This is a genomic window from Butyrivibrio sp. AE3006, from assembly GCF_000424165.1.
Classification (GTDB): Bacteria; Bacillota; Clostridia; order Lachnospirales; family Lachnospiraceae; genus Butyrivibrio.
Genome location: NZ_AUJJ01000012.1, coordinates 62041 through 86436, shown reverse-complemented (window position 1 = coordinate 86436; position 24396 = coordinate 62041). Strand labels below are relative to the sequence as shown.

Annotated in this window: 22 protein-coding genes; all 22 read left to right on the top strand. The window is 42.9% G+C overall.

The annotated features are described in order from the left end of the window. Positions 1–11 precede the first annotated feature (11 nt). The 22 genes from fliF (at position 12) to flhA (ending at position 24396) form a co-directional block, all read left to right on the top strand. Positions 12–1655 carry a flagellar basal-body MS-ring/collar protein FliF gene (gene fliF, locus G603_RS0108420; RefSeq protein ID WP_026669941.1) on the top strand — a complete coding sequence of 548 codons (1644 nt, stop codon included), beginning with the start codon at positions 12–14 and terminating at the stop codon, positions 1653–1655. A gap of 101 nt (positions 1656–1756) precedes the next feature. After that, entirely contained in the window at positions 1757–2788 is a 1032-nt protein-coding gene (fliG, locus tag G603_RS0108415) for a flagellar motor switch protein FliG (RefSeq protein WP_051207658.1), read from the top strand. Next, positions 2772–3896, top strand: coding sequence for a FliH/SctL family protein (locus tag G603_RS0108410; protein ID WP_026669939.1), 1125 nt, complete (start codon positions 2772–2774; stop codon positions 3894–3896). Before fliG ends, G603_RS0108410 begins: the two co-directional genes overlap by 17 nt. Next, entirely contained in the window at positions 3896–5254 is a 1359-nt protein-coding gene (fliI, locus tag G603_RS0108405) for a flagellar protein export ATPase FliI (RefSeq protein WP_026524292.1), read from the top strand. Before G603_RS0108410 ends, fliI begins: the two co-directional genes overlap by 1 nt. Positions 5255–5273: 19 nt before the next feature. Next, positions 5274–5732 (top strand): flagellar export protein FliJ, encoded by a 459-nt coding sequence (fliJ, locus tag G603_RS0108400; RefSeq protein WP_026669938.1) that lies wholly within the window; start codon positions 5274–5276, stop codon positions 5730–5732. Next, the gene (locus tag G603_RS19725) at positions 5732–6700 is read left to right on the top strand and encodes a hypothetical protein (protein ID WP_051207643.1); all 969 of its coding nucleotides are present in this window, start codon (positions 5732–5734) and stop codon (positions 6698–6700) included. Before fliJ ends, G603_RS19725 begins: the two co-directional genes overlap by 1 nt. A gap of 120 nt (positions 6701–6820) precedes the next feature. Continuing rightward, positions 6821–8446 (top strand): flagellar hook-length control protein FliK, encoded by a 1626-nt coding sequence (locus tag G603_RS0108390; RefSeq protein ID WP_026669937.1) that lies wholly within the window; start codon positions 6821–6823, stop codon positions 8444–8446. Between the two features lie 20 nt (positions 8447–8466). Then, positions 8467–9192, top strand: a complete 726-nt coding sequence (locus tag G603_RS21460; RefSeq protein WP_051197816.1) for a flagellar hook capping FlgD N-terminal domain-containing protein — start codon at positions 8467–8469, stop codon at positions 9190–9192. Between the two features lie 111 nt (positions 9193–9303). After that, a complete protein-coding gene (locus G603_RS0108380; RefSeq protein WP_026524295.1) occupies positions 9304–9702 on the top strand; it encodes a TIGR02530 family flagellar biosynthesis protein in 399 nt (132 codons plus the stop codon). A 211-nt stretch (positions 9703–9913) separates the two neighbouring features. Continuing rightward, complete coding sequence (locus G603_RS23130; protein ID WP_026669936.1) at positions 9914–13186, top strand: flagellar hook-basal body complex protein; 3273 nt, start codon at positions 9914–9916, stop codon at positions 13184–13186. 548 nt (positions 13187–13734) lie between these two features. Beyond that, positions 13735–13929 (top strand): flagellar FlbD family protein, encoded by a 195-nt coding sequence (locus tag G603_RS0108370; protein WP_026669935.1) that lies wholly within the window; start codon positions 13735–13737, stop codon positions 13927–13929. Positions 13930–13972: 43 nt separating this feature from the next. Then, positions 13973–14776, top strand: a complete 804-nt coding sequence (locus tag G603_RS0108365; RefSeq protein ID WP_026524297.1) for a motility protein A — start codon at positions 13973–13975, stop codon at positions 14774–14776. Then, a complete protein-coding gene (locus G603_RS0108360) occupies positions 14776–15777 on the top strand; it encodes an OmpA/MotB family protein (RefSeq protein WP_026669934.1) in 1002 nt (333 codons plus the stop codon). Before G603_RS0108365 ends, G603_RS0108360 begins: the two co-directional genes overlap by 1 nt. Before the next feature lie 34 nt (positions 15778–15811). After that, complete coding sequence (locus G603_RS0108355) at positions 15812–16345, top strand: flagellar basal body-associated FliL family protein (protein WP_026669933.1); 534 nt, start codon at positions 15812–15814, stop codon at positions 16343–16345. 59 nt (positions 16346–16404) lie between these two features. After that, positions 16405–17388 (top strand): flagellar motor switch protein FliM, encoded by a 984-nt coding sequence (gene fliM, locus G603_RS0108350; RefSeq protein ID WP_026669932.1) that lies wholly within the window; start codon positions 16405–16407, stop codon positions 17386–17388. A gap of 4 nt (positions 17389–17392) precedes the next feature. Next, the gene (gene fliY, locus G603_RS0108345) at positions 17393–18661 is read left to right on the top strand and encodes a flagellar motor switch phosphatase FliY (protein ID WP_026669931.1); all 1269 of its coding nucleotides are present in this window, start codon (positions 17393–17395) and stop codon (positions 18659–18661) included. A gap of 17 nt (positions 18662–18678) precedes the next feature. Next, the gene (locus G603_RS0108340; protein ID WP_026669930.1) at positions 18679–19023 is read left to right on the top strand and encodes a FliO/MopB family protein; all 345 of its coding nucleotides are present in this window, start codon (positions 18679–18681) and stop codon (positions 19021–19023) included. A gap of 3 nt (positions 19024–19026) precedes the next feature. Beyond that, positions 19027–19959 carry a flagellar type III secretion system pore protein FliP gene (gene fliP / locus G603_RS0108335; protein ID WP_026669929.1) on the top strand — a complete coding sequence of 311 codons (933 nt, stop codon included), beginning with the start codon at positions 19027–19029 and terminating at the stop codon, positions 19957–19959. 14 nt (positions 19960–19973) lie between these two features. Then, positions 19974–20243, top strand: coding sequence for a flagellar biosynthesis protein FliQ (gene fliQ / locus G603_RS0108330; RefSeq protein ID WP_026524304.1), 270 nt, complete (start codon positions 19974–19976; stop codon positions 20241–20243). Positions 20244–20260: 17 nt separating this feature from the next. Continuing rightward, a complete protein-coding gene (locus G603_RS0108325) occupies positions 20261–21040 on the top strand; it encodes a flagellar biosynthetic protein FliR (RefSeq protein WP_026524305.1) in 780 nt (259 codons plus the stop codon). Continuing rightward, positions 21027–22175 carry a flagellar biosynthesis protein FlhB gene (flhB, locus tag G603_RS0108320; protein ID WP_026524306.1) on the top strand — a complete coding sequence of 383 codons (1149 nt, stop codon included), beginning with the start codon at positions 21027–21029 and terminating at the stop codon, positions 22173–22175. The genes G603_RS0108325 and flhB overlap by 14 nt, the downstream gene beginning before the upstream one ends. 157 nt (positions 22176–22332) lie before the next feature. After that, positions 22333–24396, top strand: coding sequence for a flagellar biosynthesis protein FlhA (gene flhA / locus G603_RS0108315; RefSeq protein WP_051197820.1), 2064 nt, complete (start codon positions 22333–22335; stop codon positions 24394–24396).

Here is a 24396-nt window from a genome sequence, read left to right as displayed (position 1 = left end):
AGGAGAAAAGTATGCGAGAACGTCTTTTGGAGCTCAGGGATCGTATCCTTGAGTGGTTCGGACGCTTTACAATTAGACAGAAGACGCTGATGGCGGCTGCAGTCGCTGCCGTGCTCCTTACGGTTATTATTCTTGCTACGGTTCTGAACCAACCGAAGTATGTACCACTTGTTACTGCTGAGACCACCAAGCAGTCAGCTGAGATTGTAGAGCTTCTTGATGAAAATAATATAGATTACAGGTTGTCTGAGGATGTACTCAGATTCGAGGTACTTGATAAGCAGGAGACCACAGCTACACTGCTTCTTGCACAGAATGATATTCAGGCAACATCTTACAGTATTGAGAACGTAACTGATTCCAGCTTTTCAACAACTGAATCAGATAAACAGAAGAGATATGTAAAATACCTTGAGGATAAGCTTGAGAACGAATTTATTGAAGAGTTCGATGCTATCGAGAAAGCAAGGGTAAAACTGTCTATTCCCGTCAATGACGGTACGCTTCTTTCCAAAAACGAAGAAGCTTCAGCAAGTATCATACTTAGATTGAAAGATCCCGATGCCTTTAACGAGGACAATGCAGCATACCTCGCAAAGGCTGTTTCTGTTGCACTTGGTAATAAGACCACAGATAATATCGTGATCATGGACAGCGAGAGCAATATGCTGTTCTCAGGAACAGAAGAGGCATCTGCTTCCGGTCTTGCAAGTACCCAGCTTACAGCCAAGACCAAGGCTGAGCAGGCGATTCGTGCTGAGATAAAGCGTGTGCTTTCCGGAACCAATCTGTACAACAGCGTAGAGGTTGCAAGTAATCTTGTAATTGATTTTTCAAATAAAGAGACCACAACTCACAGATATTATCCTGCAGATGATCAGACACAGGGTGTTTTGAGTCATGAGGATGTATACAATGCTGAGAATGTAAATGGTACTGGCGGTATTCCCGGAACAGATACCAACAATGATGATGAGACTACTTATATGCTTCAGGATAACGAGCAGTCTTCATCTACTGTAAGTGAAGAAGCAAGAGATTATCTTCCTAACGAGGAGATCACCAATGAGAAGACTCCCGCAGGCAAGATCAATTATGAGGAATCATCTATTTCCGTAACGGCTATCAGATACGTCATCTACAACCAGGATGATTATAAGCCTGAAGATCACGGTGACCTTACCTGGGAGGAATTCAAGAGACAGACAGGAGTTACTCCCACTGAGGTTTCTGATGATATTATCAATATCGTTTCCAAGGCCAGCGGTATCGATTCTACCAGAATTTCAATGACAGCTTACGATCAGCCCGAGTTCTTTGATTCCGAGGCTGCTGCGTTGTCATTTACTGATATTCTTCAGATCATACTTATTCTTCTTATTCTTGGACTTCTTGGATTTGTTATTTACAGAAGTATCAGAATCAGAAAAGAAGAGATCGAGATCGAAGAGGCTGAGGATGAAGAGCTTCCGGAGGAGCTTTCTGTTGAGGAGCTTTTGGAGTCGCAGCCTGAAGAATTTGTTGATGAGCTTGCCGAGATTTCCATGGATGAGGGAAGTGAGACACTTCGTCTTATTGAGAAATTCATCGAAGAGAATCCGGAAGCTGCAGCTATCCTTCTTAGGAACTGGCTGAAAGAAGATTATGATATGTAAAGAACCTAAAAATACTTGAGGGGAGAGAGACCATGGCAATAGATGGGGAAGAATTTGATGATGATTTAGACGAAGGTACAGGTGGTGCGGCTCCCGGCGGTATGCCTGCTGCAAATTATGATCCTGCGCTGACAGCTAATCTTTCTGGTACTCAGAAGGCTGCAATCCTTTTGATTGCCCTTGGACCGGAGAAGTCCTCTGCTATATTCAAGCATCTTAAAGAGGACGAGATCGAGGAGCTTACGCTTGAAATTGCAAATACCAGAAGCATAACACCTCAGGTTAAGGATGCGATAATTGAAGAGTTCTATGGAATCTGCCTCGCTCAGCAGTATATAGCTGAGGGTGGTATTAACTATGCCAAGGAACTTCTTGAAAAAGCACTTGGTGAAGACAAGGCAATGGATGTTATCAGTAAGCTGACTGCATCCTTGCAGGTTAAGCCCTTCGAGTTTATTCGAAAGGCAGATCCTTCACAGCTCCTTACATTCATACAGGACGAGCATCCGCAGACTATTGCTCTTGTTATGTCCTATATGTCACCTGCACAGAGTGCGCTTATTCTTGGTGCTTTGCCTCCCGAGAGACAGGCAGATGTTGCGAAGCGTATTGCTACCATGGATAGAACAAGTCCTGATACCATCAAGGACGTTGAGCGAGTACTTGAGACCAAGCTTTCAGCTCTTGTTAATCAGGATTACACTGTTGTCGGTGGTGTTGACGCTGTTGTTGAAATCCTCAATACAGTTGACCGTGCAACAGAGAAACATATCATGGAGACTTTGGAAATCGAGCAGCCTGAGCTTGCTGATGAGATCAGAAAGAAGATGTTCGTGTTCGAGGATATCCTTCTTCTGGACGACCGTGCTATTCAGCGCGTGCTGCGTGATGTTGATAATGCAGACCTTGGTCTTGCATGTAAGGGATCTACAGAAGCTGTTCAGACCGCTATCTTCAACAACCTGTCCAAGCGTCTTGCTGCTATGATCAAGGAAGATATGGACTTCATGGGACCTGTTCGTATGAAGGATGTTGAAGAAGCTCAGCAGAAGATTGTTAATATTATCCGTAAGCTGGAAGACTCCGGAGAAATTGTAATCTCCAGAGGCGGAGGTGATGATCTGGTTGTCTAATTCGTCGAATCTTTTTAAAGCCGGCTGGATCATGGTCGATGAATCGGAAAAGCGCATAATCGACAACAATGAGCTGGCAAACAAAAAAATAGAGGCGCATCAGGAAGAAGAGGCCAGACGTCTTCTTGCGGCGAAACAGGAAAACGGCGAAGACGTAGTGTTCGACGGTTTTTCTGATGGTTTTTCGGAGGGTATCGGATACGATCAGATAGATGCCTATGATGACAGCCAGAATATCATAGGTGCAGGCTCACCGGAATTCATGGAAGGTATGGATAGCGAGGATTTCGATCCTATGATGACAGAGATGCCGGATATGTCTCAGATGTCGGAAGAGGTTATGCCTGATGATGGCATGCAGAATCAGTTTCAAGATGGATTTTTTGATGAATCCCAGGGAATGTCCGATGAGGATATGAACCTTGGAATGGAAATGGAAGAGCCACCTGCTTCGGAGATGATTCCCGAAGAACCTCAGTTTAACCTGGATGAGATACAGGCGCAGATTGACGAGCAGCTTCGCATGGCTGATGAGCAGGCTAAACAGATAGTAGCCGACGCTCAGGCCCAGGCTGAGGAGATCAGAAATCAGGCCCAGGAAGAGGGTAAGGCTGCAGGCTATGAAGAAGGCTATCAGCAGGGAATTGCAGAGGCAGAGCAGCTAAAAGCTGATGCACAGGCTGAGATAGAAGAAGAGAAAAATAAACTTCAGGCAGATTTTCAGCAGCTTATAAATACCATAGAGCCAGATATGGTAGATGCTCTTACAAGTGTTTATGAGCATGTTTTCAATGTTGAATTCAAGGACAATAAGGACATAATCCTCCATCTTATCAGAACTACACTTAGTAAGATGGATAGCGGAATCAGTATAATCCTTCACATCTCATCCGATGATTACGATCTTGTAAGTGATGAGAAGCCCTCTCTTGAGGAGGCTATGGCCAGTCCCAATTCCACTTTGGAGATAATTGAGGACCCGCTTTTGAAGGAAAATGAATGCATTATAGAATCCGAGGGAGGCGTTTTTGACTGCTCTCTTGGAGTTGAATTATCGGAGCTTGCAAGGAAGCTTAAGCTTCTTTCCTACGATAGGAGTAAGCGTTAATGTCTAGCGGTATTGTTGATTATTCAAAATACAAAAAGCTTAGCAACAACGTGTTCTATAAAGTCAGAGGCAAGGTAGTTAATGTTGTTGGGCTTACCATAGAGTCTGCAGGACCTGAAGCTAAAATGGGTGATATCTGCTATATCTATCCCAAGAGAAAAGAGGGTGAAGATACAGTAAGACCATCCGGCAAAGGCACCATGGCTGAGGTAGTTGGTTTCAGGGACAACCATGTACTTTTGATGCCTTATGAAAACACAAGCGGTATCGGAAGCGGAAGTATCGTTGAGAATACGGACTCACCACTTAGAGTTAATGTGGGCGAGGGTCTTCTTGGGAAAACACTGGACGGCCTTGGCAGAATAGATGGTACCAACTACGGAAAAGGTGTTCACCTTGAAAACGGTATAGCCTATTCAGTTGAGAATCAGCCTCCGGATCCTATGACAAGAGATCCGATCTCTGATGTGCTATCCCTTGGAGTTAAGGCAGTTGACGGACTTTTAACTGTAGGTAAGGGACAGCGTATAGGTATTTTTGCAGGTTCAGGTGTTGGTAAATCAACCCTTATGGGGATGTTTGCAAGGAATACCAATGCAGATATAAATGTAATTGCTCTGATTGGAGAGCGAGGCAGGGAGGTCAGAGAGTTCATAGAGCGTGACCTTGGACCTGAAGGTATGGAGAGATCCATAGTAGTGGTTGCCACCAGTGATAAGCCGGCACTAGAACGACTTAAGGCTGCCAAGACTGCAACCTCCATAGCAGAGTATTTCAGAGATAAGGGTAAGGATGTTCTTTTGATGATGGACTCACTTACACGTTTCTCCATGGCTCAGAGAGAGATAGGTCTTGCCAGTGGCGAGCCCCCTGTTTCAAGAGGTTATCCGCCAAGTGTATATGCGGAGATGCCAAAGCTTCTTGAAAGAGCAGGCAAATCCAGAAAGGGCTCTATTACAGGACTGTATACAGTACTTGTAGATGGTGATGATTTTAACGAGCCTATTACGGATACCGCAAGAGGTATTCTCGATGGACATATTGTACTTAACCGTAAGCTTGCTCAAAAGAATCACTATCCTGCCATAGATGTTCTTGCCAGTATTTCCAGATGTATGAGCGCTATTGCACCTCAGGAACAGAAGAAGGCTGCAGGTAAGCTTAAGAATGTTCTTGCAACATATAATGACGCTGAGGATCTGATAAACATCGGCGCATATAAGAGCGGTGCCAATAAAAATATTGATTATGCCGTATCCAAAATAGATGCTGTTAATGCATTTTTGATGCAGGAGACAGATGAGAAGTTCTCCTACGAAGAAGTTGTAGATATGCTTGAGAGACTGTTCTCTGACTGATTAGTGGTAGGTAGGTTTTATGCCCAGATTTAATTATAAACTGCAGGGTGTCCTCAATCTGAGAATTCAGCAGGAAGAGCAGGCAAAATCTGATTTCTCCGTGGCCAACAAGGAGTTGAACGATCAGCTGGATATTCTGAATGAACTTAAAAAACGCCAACAGGGCTATATCCAGGAAGGCTATAAGCTTAGAAGCTCTGCTGTTATGGATGTTCAGGCCATCATGGATAACAACTACGCAGAGAAGCAGATGGAAGTCATGATCCTAGACCAGGAGCATGTCATAGAGCGCTATGAAGCCAGGTATGAAATGGCCAGAATTAAGCTTACAAGAGCGATTCAGGAGCGCAAAATGCAGGAAAGACTCAGGGAAAGAGCCTTTGAACAGTACGTGGAAGAAGAAAAAGAAGCAGAGTCCAAAGAAATGGACGAGAGAACAAGCTTTACTTATACCAGACGATCCAGAGAGGGTAACTAATGGCTGAAGAAATAATTAATGAAAATTCGGTTTTGCCACCGCCGGATGGTGATGATAAAGCCGCCAGAAAAAAATTAAAAGAAGACCGTAAAGCCCTCAGAAAAGAACTGAAGGAGCAGAAAAAAGCTGCGAAGAAACGCCAGGAAGAACTTGCTGAGAGAAGAGCTGAGCTCAACGGAGATGACGGCGGTGGAGTAGCTACGCTTGTTGTTACATTTTTCATTATTCTGATATGGCTCATAATTATGGTCATGCTTATAAAAATGGATGTTGGCGGATTCGGATCCAATGTCCTTGCTCCGATAATAGGTGATATCCCCGGAATAAACAGGATTCTTCCGGAAGGAAGCTATACAATACAGGAAGAGACGCCTGAAACTGCTGTGTCCGACGGTGAAACTGAAGCACTTGCCAACAGCCTTGAAGAAGCTAACATTTATATCAAACGACTTGAGAATGAGCTTCGAAAGGAAATGGAAGACAATCAGACCCTGCAGGAGGAAAATGAGAAGCTCCAGGCAGAGGTAGCAAGACTTGAACCCTTCGAAGAAGAACAGGCACAGTTTGAAGCTGAGAAGGAAGAGTTTTACAAGAACATCGTCTATGCAGACAATGCTCCAGATCCTGCAGAATATCAGAAATACTACGAGCTGATAGAACCCGATATAGCTGCACAGATATATGCTCAGATTCTTCAAAAGCAGTCTGATGACAAAGAGCTTGAGCAGTATGTAAAAGCATATTCATCCATGAAGGCCAAGGAAGCAGCGGCTATCTTTGATAAGATGATGGAGAATGACACCGGTGATGCTGTAAGACTTATATCCAAGATACTTTGGGAGATGAGTGCTGAGAACAGAGGTGCCATTCTTGATAAGATGACGGAAGAGTATGCAGGTAAGGTTACGGACTATATGGAACCCAAGGCACATACCGCATCGGTTTCCGGTATTACAACAGGAAATTAATATTTTATAATCTTTTAATATTTTTCGGCCGTGTGGGTTAAGTTTTTATCCCTGCGGCCGATATATTTTTTGTAGAAGTATGCGCATACTAAACATAAAAAGAAAGGAGGAATGCAGTACATGATAAGTAACGCGATTCCTGGTATTGCAAACGTCAATACACTCGTAAACAATGCACCTGCAAAGGGAATTGCAGTCAGCAGTGATGTTAAGGATGCCTTCCGTAAAGCTCTTGCTCAGGCAAATACCGAAAACAAAGCTGCATCTGTAACTACTTCTCTTAACAAAACTCTAAATCAGACTGTTACAAAAGCTGATAATCAGCGTACACCAGATCTGACAGATGCGACTACAGAAAGGATGGATGCGGCTTCAAAGGCCGGCGATGCCACAAAGAACGGCAAAGCTAAGGTATCCGATGAAAAGGACAACACACAGGTAACAGAAAACAACGCTGTTACAAGCACTGCTGAAAACGGGAATGTCGCAGAACAGACTCAGGAAACAGAAGCTGAAGAAGGCGTTATCGTTATCAGTGAAGAAGCTGAAGGAAATGCAGAGATTACGGCAAACAGCGATGCATTAAATACAGCTCTTATCGATGAAGCGATGCAGCTCTTACAGAATCTTGCAGATGAGCTTTCACTGGACATTGAGGATATACAGAATGCAATGGAGACCCTTGGTCTTACAAATATCGCAATTCTTAATCCCGCTAATATGTCACAGCTTATCGGACAGCTTACAGCAGGTGATGATGCAATGGCTGTAGTAACCAACGCAGACATATATCTGAATGTTCAGAATATGCAGGATGCGGTGTATACAGCAAGACAGGATCTTATGGAAGAATTCGATCTTACTGAGGAACAGCTAAGCGCAGCTCTTGAAGAGTTCGCAGAGAATCTTCCCAAGGAGGAAGCACAGGGTGAGCCAGTAGTAAATACCTTCAATGAGACTCTTGTTGAAGCACAGATAGAGCAGGCACCTGTTATGGTTCAGCAACCTGTAAAGCTTGAGGTTACGGAAGAGGAAGGAATTGTCAGAGAGATTTCCGATAATACAGCCTTTGTACAGCCTGAAGTAGCAGAAGAAGTAATTGAGCTTCCTGAAGAGTTCGGACGAAACAATGATGGTGGCAACAAGAGAAATTCAGATGAAAAGGGTCAGAACACACCAATGTTCAACCATTTCTTCAACCAGATTTCTTCTTCACTTTCAGAGGTTTCGGAAGCTGCAGCACAGACCCAGCAGGCACCTATGGCAGACACACAAAAGATCATGGATCAGATTACTGAGTTCATCAAGGTCAATATCAAAGCGGAATCAACATCAATGGAACTCCAGCTTCATCCCGCAAGCCTTGGAACAGTAAACGTAATGATCGAGCAGGCAAAAGACGGAAACATGATCGCCAAGTTCATGACTCAGAATGAAGACGTTAGAGCAGCTATTGAAAGCCAGCTTCAGCAGCTTCAGGAAAAATTCAATGAGCAGGGCATCAAGGTAACTGCAGTTGAAGTAACAGTCAACGCAGGTGGTTTTGATCAGACACTTAATGACTCACAGAGCCAGAAAGAGGAAGATCAGGAGAATCAGAACATCATCAGAAAGCCCATGAGAAGAATCAGACTTGGAGATATTACACCTGAAGGCATCGAAGGCTTAGAGCAGGTAGATGAGACCGACAGACTCACAGCAGAGATGATGGCAATAAACGGAAACTCAGTTGATTTCTCAGCTTAAGAGAAACAGGAGGTACAAGGATGAGTGTTAACGCAGTAGTAGAGAATGGAAAAGTTGTCGATACCAACAACTCCAGTGCAAAAAAGGAGAAAACATCCAACGGTTATGACAAAGACGCTTTCATGAACATTCTCTGTGCACAGATGAAGTATCAGGATCCTCTTGAGCCTACATCCAATACTGAGTACATCAATCAGTATGCAACATTTACGCAGGTTGAGCAGCTCTCCAACATGGCAGAATCCTTTGCAATGTCCAGAGCGTCCGAGATGGTTGGTAAAACAGTAATAGTTACCGACGATAATGGAAACAAGGTTCAGGGCAAGGTTGACTATGTAACCTACAGCGGTGGAGAAGCATACCTTAACATCGATGGCAAGGACTACAAGATGGATACTGTTAGTAGCGTAGCAGATTCCAAGTTCGTTGAAGCTCATGATCAGGCAGATGATCTGGTAGAAATGATTGAGAAGTTCCCGGATTACAACAATCTGAACTACACACACGCAAATGATATTTACACGGCATACAACTTCTATCAGAACATGTCCAGTGACGCAATTGCACTTGTAGACAAGAAGTACATCACAGAGCTTGAAAAGTATAAGGCAAGAGCAGATGAGCTTGTAACAGAAGCTGTAAAGAATGAAACAGAGTACGAGAAGCAGCAGGCTGAAAAAGCAACAAAAACAGAAAGTACAAATACCGAAAGCAACAACGAAGGAGGATCAGAGACAACCGCTTAATAAATATAAAAAATTTGTTAAAGATGGTTATGTTTTTGATTATTTGACCGAAATATATATCGGTACAGCAAATGAACTTTGTGTTTTTTTTGAGAAAGGAGAAAGCCGTAAATGATTCATAATAACAGCGGATTCCTTTCCATAGAGCAGGTTCAGAATCAGTATCCCATAAATAAAACAGAAAAAGGCAGAGGAACAGTCGGCGTACAGAATTCAGACTTCGGTAAGATCCTCAGCCAGATCGAAAACTCAAGGGACGGTGTTAAATTTTCAAAGCATGCATCAAACAGACTTAACGACCGTAACATCGAACTTACTACTGATCAGATGAACCGCCTGAATAACGCAAGGAATCAGGCAAGTGCGAAAGGAATAAATGACTCGCTTATCCTGGTAGATCAGCTTGCATTCATCGTAAATGTACCAAGCAGCACAGTTGTTACAGCAATGGACAGTCAGGAAACTGGCAGTAACGTATTTACCAATATAGACGGAGCGGTAATCGCATAACTTTAGGAGACAAAAGGATACGAGAAAACAGACCGGACCGAGGATGTTGGGCAGAGCATCCGTAAGCTCACACAGACAGGTGAGTATCTAAGGAGGTCAAAGAATTCCCGACCGACAGAAGGAATTCAAATTCAAATCTCAAATCCCAAACTGTCAACTTAATATGTGACCCGTCCCTCTGACTTTATGTCTAATCAGGAGGACATGCCTTATGATGAGATCACTCTTTTCTGGTGTTGCAGGACTTAAGACCCACCAGGTCAAAATGGATGTTATCGGTAATAACATCGCCAATGTCAATACAACATCCTACAAGTCACAGTCAATCACCTTCAGTGATCTGATGTATCAGACCACACAGCGTGCATCCCGTGCAACCGAGACTACCGGTGGTATAAACGCAAGACAGATCGGTCTTGGTGCTAAATCCGGTGCCATCGCTACGGCCATCACACAGCAAGGCGCAACAGAAACAACAAATAATCCTTTTGATATGCGTATTACCGGTGATGCCTTCTATATTGTTAATGATGGAAACCAGACCATGTATACAAGAGACGGTTCCTTCTACATTGACGGTGCAGGCAACCTGGCAATGCAGTCAACCGGTTATTTCGTATACGGATGGACAGCTGTAGAAGATGAGACAACAGGTGAAATCACAGTTAACACAAACGGTGGAGTAGGCAAGCTTCAGCTTATGAGTGCTGAAAACATGACTTATCCTCCGGAAGGAACAACAGAGGCTGTTGTAAGCGGAAATATCGATGCTCACGACACAAACATCACAAGCGATAACGGAAAAACAGTTACTCTTGAGTTCTATGACAACTTAGGTTATCTCTATACAGCAAAATTCGCAGTTCGAGATGTAAATGATCTTGAGCACACATATACAATGACTCTCGAGGACATCCTCGATTCTAACGGAAATACAATCGGCGCTGAAAAGCTCAGCTATGTAAGCTTTACAGACGGCGACAACGAAGAAGCTAACTACGGACTTCGTAATTCCTGGACAAAGACAATTACAACAATTAACTACACAGCAACAGTAGGAGCTAAGAACGTTACCTTCAGAAATCCTTCAGGTTCAACCGCATACAGCGGAATTCCTGCATCAGGATCCATCTCAAGTCTCGTTGAAAAGGCACCCACACTCCTTAGGAATGTTTACAACCTCACAGTTGGTCTCGGCGGAGACAATACAGTAGCAAGTACAGATTATTACACAATCAATGAAGATGGTTCTATAAGCGTATTCCCTGTAGATGCATCAGATAAGGAATCTGTAAATCTTGGACAGTTCTTCAAGAATGCATCAACAGATACAACTTTCACTTATGGAACATACACCAATTCAAGCTATGCAACAGTACCCAGAAGCGTTGAGATAAAGTCAGCAGACCAGCTCAGCGATAAGCAGATGGAAGTACTGAACACAATGTTTGGTCTTGATGTAGCAAGCCTCGATTTTTCAGATGACAAGACCTACACATATCAGATTTCAAGTGACGGTGTATCAAGCCTTTCACTTACAACTAACTCATACTCAGAATCAACAGCTACAGTTCAGGCACCTTTTGATATGGTTAGCAGCACCGGAACAACAATTACATTCAACGACACAAACAGCGGATCAGATATTACTGTAGATCTTGCAACAACAACATTCTCAACAGGACTTCCTTCTGAGATACTTAAGATTTACGGACTTAAGAGTTCTGATTACAAGAGCCAGGTAAATGATAATACATTTAAGACCTACACATACAGCATAGATCCTGCAACAGGAGGCCTTTCAGTTACAACAAGAACAACCACCAATAATCAGGCATTTTATGCAACAAATCTTTCCGTAACACCAGGAACAGATGATAACACTGTAAACTTTGGATCACAGACAAACGTTCCCAAGACCGGAACACTCAGTCAGTCATCATCCGATTCACTTCTTGCAGATATGGGTATCAACAAGGCTGATCTTATTGAATCTAATGCAGGCCTTGGTGAGAATTACGTTTACAAATACACAATCGCAGATAACGGAGATCTTACAGTATTAAAGACTACTATTAAGGAAACTGCATCTTCAAGTACGGTTGGTTACAGTAAGACAGCATACACCTTCAAGGCAGATACAGCTAATAATCATGCTATCTTTAACAACAGAAGTGATGATCTTACTTATCCTCTTGAAGGAACACTTCTTGCAAACGACGCTACATCAATTGACCTTCTTAAGTGCTACGGAATGTCAGCATCTGATATCCCTGCAACAGAAGGAAATGCATCATTTACATACAAGTACTCGATCAACAAGGATACAGGTGAGATGACAATCACAAAGACCACATCCACCAAATCAGAGGAAGGTGCTTATGTAAATGACAAGGCATACTCAGTATATCTGAATACAGGATCAAACATCGTATTTAGAAATAATAAATCTGAAGTTGATACAGCAGTTCCGCTTTCGGGAACAGTATCAAGCCTTACAAACAGCCAGAAGAATATACTCACAGCTGTTTACGGCTATACACCTGCAGGAGATGACGTTACATATTCAATCAGCGAGGATGGCTCTAAGCTCACTATCGGTACAATGAATACAGCCGGTGTTAATACTTACGAGATTACAAAGACCACAAAAGAAACACAGCTCACATTTGAAGTTGACGTGGATGAGACCACAGCAACCTTCAGAAATGCCAGTGAAGAAGGCAAAATCGTATATGATGCAGTTCCCAGAACAGGATATGTATCAGAGATCAACGACGCAACAGCAACAGCAGACTTCTTTGCAGATGTTTATAACTATACACCTGATGCAACAGCAGAGAACTACGAGACACTTACATACCACATTCTTGATGACGGAAGTCTTCAGATTGTAAACAACAGCATTACACTTAAGTACAACGCAAAGACCGGTGATATCGTTCAGCCCGAAGAAAAGATCACACTTAACTTCCAGCAGGATGCAGTTATCGACGGACAGCCCAAGATGGCAGGCTTCACAGATGTTAACCTTGATTTCTCATCAACAACTAATTACAACACCATGGCAACATCCACAATCGGAGCTGTAAAGGGCGATCTTGCAAGTCTTAAGACAGGTAGAGCAGTTGGTACCATGAACGGTATGACAGTAAGTAAGGACGGAACAATCTACGCAACATATTCAAACGGCCAGACAAAGCTTCTTGGACAGATCGCAACAGCAGAGTTCGCTAATGCATCCGGTCTTGAAAAGCAGGGTGACAACCTCTACTGCCAGACACTTAACTCCGGCGAAGCAAAGGTTCAGGATGTAACATCAGACGGTGGCTACATCACAACCGGCGTTCTGGAAATGAGTAACGTAGATCTTTCAAGCGAATTCACAAGCATGATCACAACTCAGCGTGGATTCCAGGCTAACAGCCGAATCATTACAGTATCAGATACACTCCTTGAGGAGCTTACAAACCTTAAGAGATAATAGGTAATCACCCGTAGAGGTTCGGGGAAAATAGGAAGAACCTCTTCGGAAGAGGAGAACCTGGTAGAGGGCAAAATCAGAATAGGTCAGGGCAATACAGGTCCTGGCCTATTTTCGTATTTAGTTTTGGTTAGAAAAATTGAAGGGAGATGGTGGAGTTGCGGCTCTGAAAATTAATTTCATAATTATGCTATATATAATGAAATAAAAATTCAAAAAACCATATTCAAATTCAAATTTCTTTCAAAAGATTATAAACACCGGATAAACTAATCAGAAAAAAAACATTAAAGATTTACCTTTTGAAATTCCGGAGACAAAAAACGTTATTAAAACTTTAAATAAATCACGATATGTTGTATAATTCAATTGATAGTATGCACAAGATATTGCATGAAATATTATTTCATAATTTTTGAAAAAAATTGAAATAAAAATACAAATCCCTTGTTTTTCGGTATTTCATGCATACAAAAACGAAAAAAGCGTGATAAAATGAAATTATCTTATTAAATAATGTAATTTTGTTTCAATTTCGGAGATTTGGAATGATTGAGATTACCAAAATGGATGGTCGGGCAATACTTGTTAATGAAGACCTTATAGAGACGGTGGAAGCTAATCCCGATACCGTTATCATAATGGCCAACGGAAGGAAGCTCATAGTTCAGGAGACCATTTCCGAAATAATGAAGAAATGTAATGAGCGACGTGATTCGCAGGGCAGTGGATCGCAGAGCTGATAATCCGATATTTTACTATTACTTTTATGAGGGGGTAAACTAAGTGGATATAGGATCAATACTTGGCATTGGCCTTTGTTTCATTTTCATGATATTGAGTATCGTGTTTTCGGCAGGTATCACGGGTGTTAAATACTTCCTGGATGCTCCGTCGGCGATGATCACCTTCGGTGGAGCTTTCATGGCGGTTTTGGCTTCGAGAAGTCTGCCCAGTTTTATCAGCGGACTTAAATCCTACACACTTATTTTTAAAATGCCCGCTGATGACACTAAAACAGTTATCAAGCAGATTATAGATCTTTCCAATACAGCCAGAAAGGAAGGCCTTCTTGCTCTGGAAGAAGCTGCCGGCAATATCGAGGACGCTTTCATGAAAAAGGGCGTTATGCTTATTGTCGACGGTACTGAGCCCGAGCTTGTTAAGGGAATTCTTGAGGCAGAGATAGATGCCATGTCCGAGAGACATAAAGAGAACTATTCCTTCTTCGGTGATGTTGCAGGTATGGGACCTTCCTGGGGAATGATCGGAACACTGCTTGGACTGGTTCTGATGCTACAGAACATGTCAGATCCGTCATCAATCGGACCGTCCATGGCGGTTGCCCTCATCACGACGTTCTACGGTTCAGTTCTTGCGAACTGGTTCTGTTTCCCTGCTGAGAATAAGCTAAAAGCAAGAGATAACGCAGAATATACAATGAAAAGTATTGTCATAGAGGGACTTTTGTCAATTCAGGCCGGGGAGAACCCCCGTGTTACTGAAGAGAAGCTTAAGTCATTCCTGTCACCTGCAAACAGAGCAGCTTATGAGGCAGAGAATGGCACAGGCGATGGAGGCGGAGAGTAATGGCAAAAAAACCGGAAGAAATAAAGCCCGGCTTGCCGGCCTGGCAGGGTACATTCGGTGATCTGATGAACCTTCTCCTTTGTTTCTTCGTGTTGCTTTTCTCAATGGCGAATATGGATGCTGCCAAGTTTGAAGAAATAGCTGCGTCATTCAGTTCAGCATTTGGTATTTTCAATGGCGGTGAAGCTGCTTTGGGACAGGGAGCACTTGTCGGAGATGGTATTTCACAGCTCAACGAGCTTTCCAATTACATAATTTCCATGGGTATTTCACAGTCCGGCTCTCAGAATGAAGATGTTACCGATACAACTGGCGAAAATGCCAGTGAAAACGGAGGAGCCGGTGTTAATGAAAACGGTGATTCATCGGGAATAAATCCCGGAACCGGCGGTGCAGATTCCGAGGAAAATGCTGAAAATAAAGGTTCAGGGACTGAGGGTGATGCTGAAGGTACCGGTTCTGAAAGCGAAAGCGCAGCAGCTACCCCCACAGCGGAGGAAGCCAAGGAAGAGCTTGAGCAGGAACAGCTTAAGGCTTCCGAACAGCTTGCAGCTCAGGTTTCTGAATCACTTGATGCTATGGATGTATCAAATCAGATAGATGTGAATTTTACCAGTCAATTCGTACAGCTTACACTGCAGGGTGCAATCCTGTTTGATTCAGGTGAAGCGGTACTTAAGCCCGGCGCTGAAACAATCCTTAATAAGGTTGGAGCTGTACTTGAGAGATATGCCGGAGGCACCATAGAGATTGAGGGACACACAGATAATGTTCCCATGAACAGAGCAGGTAAGTACAGTAATAATGACGAGCTTAGTGATGGCCGTGCCCTTTCTGTATTCTATTACCTTGTTGAGAATACAACTCTTGATCCTGCTAACCTTAAGCACTCAGGAAGAGGTGAATATGAGCCGGTGGCTGATAATTCAACACCTGAGGGACGATCCAAGAACAGACGAGTAGAGATTCGTATTTACAATCCTTTAAGTCCTATGTATTAAGGATTGGTAATCATAAAATGTGAGGGAGAAAAACATGAAAAAGAATCTGCTTTCAATTATTATCCTGGCACTTCTTTTAGTGAATACTGTTATGACGGGGTTTATGATGCTGACAGTACTTACTACCAATAACCAGGCGGTAAAGCTCATCGGCGATATAGCTGCTGCTTTGCAGATAGAAGCTAACGGCGGTGAAAATGGTCAGGGATTTTCAGGATCTGCTACGGGCAATGTTGATATAGCAAACGTAAGTAACTATACGATAGCAGATATGACTATCACCCTTAAGGACAGCGGTGATGGCAAAACACATTACATGCTTGCTACAGTGGTTCTTTCCATGGATACATCCAATCCGGATTATGAGACCTATGGAAACGCTGAGAAATTTCCTACTTATGAGGATATGATAAAGTCGAAGATTACAGAGGTTATAGGCTCATATACACTTGATGAGATCAGACAGTATGAGGATGAAGCCAAGGCTACACTTCTTGAGAAGATTCAGGAAATCTTCGGATCAAGCTTCATATATGATGTAAGCTTCAGTAGCAAGGTTTATCAGTAATTATTGGGGAGTATGAAAATAGTTTATGGTTGTTTTTATGGAATTGAGGTGGTCTGCGCTTGAGTGAAGTATTATCACAAAATGAGATAGATAACCTACTGGCGGCGCTTAATACGGGTGAACTCGACGTAGATCAGATGTCAGCTACCGATGAGAAAAAGGTCAAGGACTATGACTTCAAACGTCCTGCCAAGTTCTCTAAGGAGCACCTGAGAACCCTGGAGATGATCTATGAACATTATGGAAGATTGTTGTCCACAACACTTCCTTTGTATCTTAGAAAAAACGTACAGGTTTCGGTTGCGAACTCAGAAACGGTTACCTATTCAGAATTTAGTAATGCACTTAGTAACCCTGTAATTTTGGGTATCATAAATTTCCTGCCCTTGCAGGGAACCATAATAATGGAGCTTCAGGCCAATATCGGTTTTTCCTTTATAGACAGAATGCTTGGAGGAGAGGGAACAGGTATTGATAAACCAAGACCCTTCACCGATATCGAGATGCCTCTTATTGAGAAGCTGATTACTATATGTATGCAGCTTATGGTTGAGCCTTGGGAGAACGTTATAGCCATCAATCCCATAATGGAGAGGATTGAGACTAATCCACAGTTTGCTCAGGTTATATCTCCTACAGATATGATCGCCATCGTAACTCTCAATATGAAGATAGGTGATACAGAAGGTCTTATGAACATCTGTCTTCCTTACTTCACACTGGAGAGCATCATGGATAAGCTCAATACCAAGTTCTGGTTCTCAACAATGCAGAAGCATGATGATGACACTTATGGTGATCATCTTGAATCCCTTGTAAGACATGTGGATGTGCCTGTAAAAGCAGTACTTGGAAAATGTAATGTTTCAGTAAGTGATTTCGTATCGCTTCAAAGAGGCGATATTATCAGACTTGATAATCAGGTAAATAGCGAACTGCAGGTATATGTAGGGGATATTTACAAATTTACGGCTTTGCCGGGAACTACGAAAGATAAGTATGCCGTCAGAATAACGTCGGTAGTAAGAGAGGAGGAAGAGTAGCAGCATGGATGGAATGCTTTCACAAGACGAAATTAATGCCCTGCTCGCCGGTATGGACACATCAGGTGGTGGAGATGCAGGAGGCGGAGATGCCCCGGCAGATGCTCCCGCAGACGCCCCTGCAGCAGATGCAGGAAGTGCTCCTTCGGGCGGTTCTGGTTTCCAGGCCGCTGAAATTGACGAGAGTCTTTTGACGGATGATGAAAAGGATGCCATTGGAGAGGTTGCCAATATCAGTATGGGCTCCTCTGCAACGACATTGTATTCCCTTGTAAATCAGAAGGTTAATATCACAACGCCCCAGGTAGAGCTTGCAAACTGGAATACAGTGCTTGATAACTATGAAAAGCCCTGTGTTTTCATTCAGATCAAATACACCGTAGGTCTTGAAGGAACCAATATCCTCATACTTAAAGAGCATGACGTTATGGTTATCACAGACCTTATGATGGGTGGTGACGGAACCAATACTGATGGTGAGGTTGGAGAACTTCAGCTGTCAGCTATTTCAGAAGCAATGAACCAGATGATGGGTGCAGCAGCAACATCACTTTCTACCATGACAGGTCAGAAGGTTGATATCAGCCCGCCGGTTGCAACGCTTCTTGATATGATTGATGATGATCCCAGTGATATATCTGATTTCCTTACAGGAACATTCTGTAGGGTTACATTCAAGCTCCAGATCGGTGATCTGGTGGATTCAACTCTGATGCAGCTTTATCCTGTAGACTTTGCTAAGAGTCTTAAGGATACTGTAAGTGCTGATGGTGCAGATCAGTCTGAAGCTCCTGCAGAAGCAGCACCTGCTCCCGCACCTGCTCCGGCTCCCACAGCTGCGCCTATGCCTGATATGGGAATGCCTGCTCAGGATATGTCCCAGATGGGAATGCCGCAGATGGGGATGCCTCAAATGGGTATGCCGCAGATGGGCATGCAGATGATGCCTCAGATGATGATGCCTCAGATGATGCCGAATATGAATGTTCAGCCGGCTCAGTTCCAGAGCTTTGCAGGAGGCAATCCCGCAATGGCTGCCGGAGAGAATATCGGACTTATCAAGGATGTTCCTTTGGAGGTAACCGTTGAGCTTGGAAGAACCGCAAAAGCGATTTCTGACATTCTTGACTTTGCACCCGGCACTATCATAGAGCTTGAGAAGGTTGCCGGTGAACCCGTTGACGTTCTCGTAAACGGCAAGTTCGTTGCAAAGGGAGAGGTTGTAGTAATTGAGGAGAGCTTCGGCGTCCGCGTAACTGAAATAGTACAATAAATGAAAAGGCAAAATAAATGTCAGTAGCATCTATTTCGCAGCTTATCACTGTACTTATCATTTTTATTCTGGTACTTGGTGCCACTTATTATGTAACAATGTGGATCGCCAAATACCAGAAGAATAATGTGGCAGGCGGAAATATTGAGATCCTTGAGACCCAGAGATTATCTAATACCAAATATATTCAGATAATCAGGGTTGCATCAAAGTATCTTGTTATTTCAGTCAGTAAGGACAGCGTGACGTTGCTTACGGAATTAACGCAAGATGAATACAAACCGCCGGAATTTGCAAAGGCTGAGATTCCTGATTTTAGTAAGGAGCTTAGTAAAATGATGGACAGGTTTAAGAAGAAGTAAGGTATGAAAAGTTTTAGGGGAGTAAAGAAGAGAGAATCATGGCTTAGGAGAGGCATTCTATGTTTATGCCTTTCTTTTGTTATGATTTTTTTGGGTTATGGAATAAGTCCCATAACCGCCAAGGCATCTACTTCTTATGTGGATGATACGCATACGACTGATCCCACAAGGGACAGAGAGACGCATTTGACAGGAACTGACAGTGAAAGAACCAATATTCACGAAGCCGGAGAGTCAAAGGATGCAGATGATCTAAAGGAACTTAATATAGCAAATACCGTTACGGTAACCTACGACAACGGTAATGGCACAATTAACGGAGCCCTGAGAATTCTCATTACTCTGACTTTTATTGCCCTTGCTCCGTTCCTTTTGATAATGATGACCTGTTTTACCAGAATCATCATTGTTCTGCATTTTACAAGGGCAGCCATAGCTACCCAGACAGCTCCGCCCAATCAGGTGCTTATGGGACTTGCATTGTTCCTTACATTTTTCATAATGCAGCCCACTCTCACAGAGGTCTATGATACTGCGATACAGCCCTTTGAGAGAGGAGAGATTGAGCAGCAGGAGCTTTTTGATCTTGGAATGAAGCCTATAAGAGAGTTCATGTATGGTCAGACTCAGACCAAGGATGTTCGTCTTTTCATGGAAATAGATCAGATGGAATGGGATGGTCAGCTTGAGACGATTCCCAATGCGGTACTTATTCCAAGCTTCCTTATAAGCGAACTTAGGACCGCATTTATTATAGGATTTTTGATATTTATACCGTTTATCGTCATAGATATGGTAGTATCATCGGTACTTATGAGTATGGGTATGATGATGCTGCCGCCTACGACTATTTCAATGCCATTCAAGATTCTGCTTTTTGTTCTTGCTGATGGTTGGAATCTGATAATTGGTAGTCTTGTTAAGACGTTCTACTAGAAAGGAGGAGGATTATGACAGTTGATGACGTCACTGCGATCATGGGTAATGGCCTGTTTATGGTAATAAAAATTGCAGTTCCTGTTCTTTTGGTGTCCTTGATCGTGGGTCTTGCGGTTTCGATTTTCCAGACGGTTACATCGATTCAGGATCAGACACTGACCTTCGTTCCCAAGATAATCCTTACCTTTTTGGCACTTATGGTACTTGGTAACTGGATGCTTACAGAGCTTGCTAACTATGTAACTAAAATCTGGTCTGATTTTAGCTTGTATATACATTAGGTGTGGGGTAAGAGGATTTGATAGATTACAGCTTCACCTTTGGTGATCTTGAAATATTTTTGCTTATTCTGGTAAGGGTGACTATGTTTGTTTATGTGGCACCCTTTTTCAGTATGAGTAATACACCTCAATGGGTAAGAATATGCTTTTCCATGTTTTTATCCATACTTTTGTATGGTACTGCACCGGTTCAGACACTGGATTATGATACGATACTTGGCTTTACCGTAATCGTTGCCAAGGAGTTTTTTACAGGACTTTTAATTGGATATGCGGCTCAGATTTGCACCATGATATCGACGCTGGCAGGTCAGGTAGTGGATATGCAGGTGGGCTTGTCCATGGTTCAGATCATGTCTCCCGGTTCAAGAGAGCAGGTATCTGTTTCAGCAGGTATTTATCAGTATGCATTTATGGGAATGATGCTTGTGAGCGGTCTTTACAGGTATCTTGTATCAGCCCTTGCTGATTCTTTTACACTTATTCCTGTAAACGGCGCTGTGTTCCACTCGGATAAGCTTCTTGATTCCATGCTTACATTTTTTGGTGCTTATATGGTTATCGGATTTAGAATCTGTCTTCCGATTTTCATTGTTACATTTGTGGTTAACGTTATTTTAGGCGTGCTTGCAAGAGTAGCTCCTCAGATGAACATGTTTGCCGTAGGTATGCAGTTAAAGCTCATTTTGGGACTTACTCTTATGTATATGACCAGCACACTTTTATATAATGCATCTGACTTTATTTTTACCAATATGAAGGTGCTTATGAGGGCATTTATTGATGATCTTATTTGAAGAAGCGGGAAAATTTAATACAGAAATGCTTCTTTGTTATGATCTGCAGTTCTTTGCTGATGGCCCGGGCGGTGAGAAAACTGAAGAGCCTACCGCTAAAAAGCTGCAGGATGCAAGAGATGAGGGACAGGTTGCGAACAGCCGTGAGGTTGGAAATGCAGCAGGTCTTCTTGCGCTCTTTATTTTGCTTAGACTCCTTTATGGATATATGGCAGAGAGCTTTACGGGAATGTTCAACTATGTGTATGGGCAGATCCCGGAGTTTACCACCATGTACGATGGCTTATTGCCGCTTCAAAATATTAAGACCGTAATGAATCAGGCTTTAGTCAGAGTGTTTATGCTGGCATTTCCTTTTTTTGCTGCGGCAATTTTGATAGGACTTATTGCAAACATCGCTCAGGTTGGATGGAAGATTACTACAAAGCCCTTGCAGCCAAAGCTCAGTAAGCTTAATCCCATAAGCGGATTTAAGAAGATTTTTTCTACAAGATCTATTTTTGAGCTGTTCAAGGCTATCGGAAAAATAATAATCATTGGTTTTGTTGTATATAACTATTTTACAGGTGTTTCTGCATCGCTTTTTACGCTTTATGATATGCCTCTGTCACAGGCGATCGGTCTCATGGGGCATACGGTCATAGATATCGGAATCAGAATAGCTGCCGTTTATGTCATAATCGCAGCTGCGGATGTTATTTTCCAGCGCAGGAAATTCCGTAAGGATATGATGATGACCAAGCAGGAAGTAAAAGATGAATACAAGAACACTGAAGGAGATCCTCAGATCAAAGGTCAGCAGAGACGAAGAATGCAGCAGGCTTCCCAGCGTCGTATGATGCAGGAACTTCCCAAAGCTGACGTAGTCATCACCAACCCTACTCATTACGCTGTTGCAATTTCCTATGACGCCGATCTTGACGAGGCTCCGAGAGTTATTGCCAAGGGTGAAGATTATCTGGCTCAGAAGATAAAAGATGTAGCTAAGGAAAACAATATTGAAATCGTAGAAAATAAGCCACTGGCACGTATGCTTTATGCAAATGTTGAGGTGGGCGAGTTTGTACCTCCGGAGCTTTACCAGGCTGTCGCAGAAGTCCTTGCTTTCGTATATCACCTTCAGGGCAGGGTATAAGGCCACAGAGCCTGCTTTTAAACTATATTTGCTCGAAAATTTATATTTTGACATAGATGTTATACTTGTGCTTCATTTTTCTCTTGAATACAAGATATAGTATGCGATATACTAGAAGTGTATAAGTATGTAAAAATGGGGAAAGGGGGAGCATTAGATGAATAACATCCTTGAAACTATCAGAAAACGTGCATTTGATTACGGCGTTGCACTTTATTTCGTTGCGGCTGTAATGATGCTTATTATCCCCATTCCGACATGGCTGATGGATTTCCTTCTTGCCTTCGATATGTCACTTTCTTTTGTCATATTGTTTACGGCGATGTTCTCTAAGGAAGTATTGGACATGTCATTCTTCCCTACAATCCTTTTGTTCACCACAATATTCAGAATAGCCCTTAACGTATCGTCCACCAGACTTATTCTTACTGGTGGTGATGCAGGTAAGGTTATCGAAGTATTCGGTTCCTTCGTTGGTGCAGGTGACCTGATCATTGGTGCCATCGTTTATGCGATGCTTATCCTTGTTCAGTTCATGGTAATCAACAAAGGTTCTGAACGTGTAGCTGAAGTATCAGCCCGTTTCACCCTGGATGCAATGCCCGGTAAGCAGATGGCTATCGATGCCGACCTTAATACCGGCGCTATCACAGATCAGGAAGCTAAGGAGAGACGTGAGAAGATCCAGAACGAAGCAAGCTTCTTCGGTGCCATGGACGGTGCTACGAAGTATGTTAAGGGAGATTCCGTTGCCGGCCTTATTATCACCGTTATCAATATCGTCGGTGGTATTTTGATGGGCGTTTTGAGACAGCAGCTTCCTATCACAGAGGCTCTTGATAAATATTCAATCCTCACAATGGGTGATGGTCTTGTAAGTTCAATTCCTTCACTTCTTGTATCACTCAGTACAGGTATCCTTGTAACCAAGGGTAGTAAAGAGGCTGATTTTGGACCTGCCCTTATCGGACAGTTATTTGGCATGTCCAAGACCTTGTATCTTGTAGGTGCGATTGTGGCAGCCCTTGGTATACTTACACCTTTGCCCAATGTTCTTTATATTCCTCTTGGCGGATTTGTGGCAGCCCTTGGCTTTATGATGGACAGACAGAAGACCGTTGCTCATACAGAGGAAGAGGTAATGGCAGAGGAGGAGCAGCAGGCAGAGGAGATCAGACAGCCTGAGAATGTTACCAGTCTTTTGCAGGTTGATCCCATCGAGCTTGAGTTTGGTTATGGAATTATTCCCCTTGCTGATGTAAATCAGGGCGGTGACCTTCTTGACCGTGTCGTAATGATCAGAAGACAGATTGCTCTTGAGCTTGGTACCGTTGTTCCTATTATCAGACTTAGAGATAATATCCAGCTTAATCCGAACCAATACATTATTAAGATAAAGGGTATACAGGTCAGCGATGGCGAGATTCTGTTTGACCACTATATGGCTATGAATCCCGGCAATGCGGATGAAGAGATCACCGGTATTCCTACTTACGAGCCTTCCTTCCACCTCCCTGCAACATGGATCACAGAGAGCCAGAGGGAGAGAGCGGAGTCTCTTGGTTATACTGTTGTTGATCCGCCTTCAATCATTGCTACTCACCTTACAGAGGTTATCAGGAATCATATTGCTGAGCTTCTCACCAGACAGGATGTACAGAATCTTGTCAATAATCTCAAGGAGAACAATCCTGCTCTTGTTGATGAACTTACACCCAAGCTTATGTCTCTTGGTGAGATTGAGAAGGTACTTCAGAATCTTCTCAGCGAAGGCATATCCATCAGAGATCTTGTTACTATTTTCGAGACTCTGGCAGACTATGCACCTTCAACCCATGATAGTGATATCCTCACAGAATATGTGAGACAAAGCCTTAGAAGAGCGATATCAAGTAAATATTTCTATCCCGGTGAGACCACCAGTGTTATTACGCTTGATCCCAAGATTGAGAAAGAAATCATGGATTCTGTTAAGCAGACAGAGACCGGCGCGTATATCACCCTTGATCCCGCCAGGACAAAGGCAATACTTAAATCAGTTGGTGAGCAGGCCAAGAAGCTTGAGGATGCGGGCAGAGTGCCTATTATCATGACATCACCTATAGTTCGTATGTACTTTAAGAAAATGACTGAGGATTATTACAAGGATCTGATCGTGATATCCTACAACGAAGTAGAACCTAATGTTGAAATGCAGTCAGTTGGGATGGTAGCGGCATAA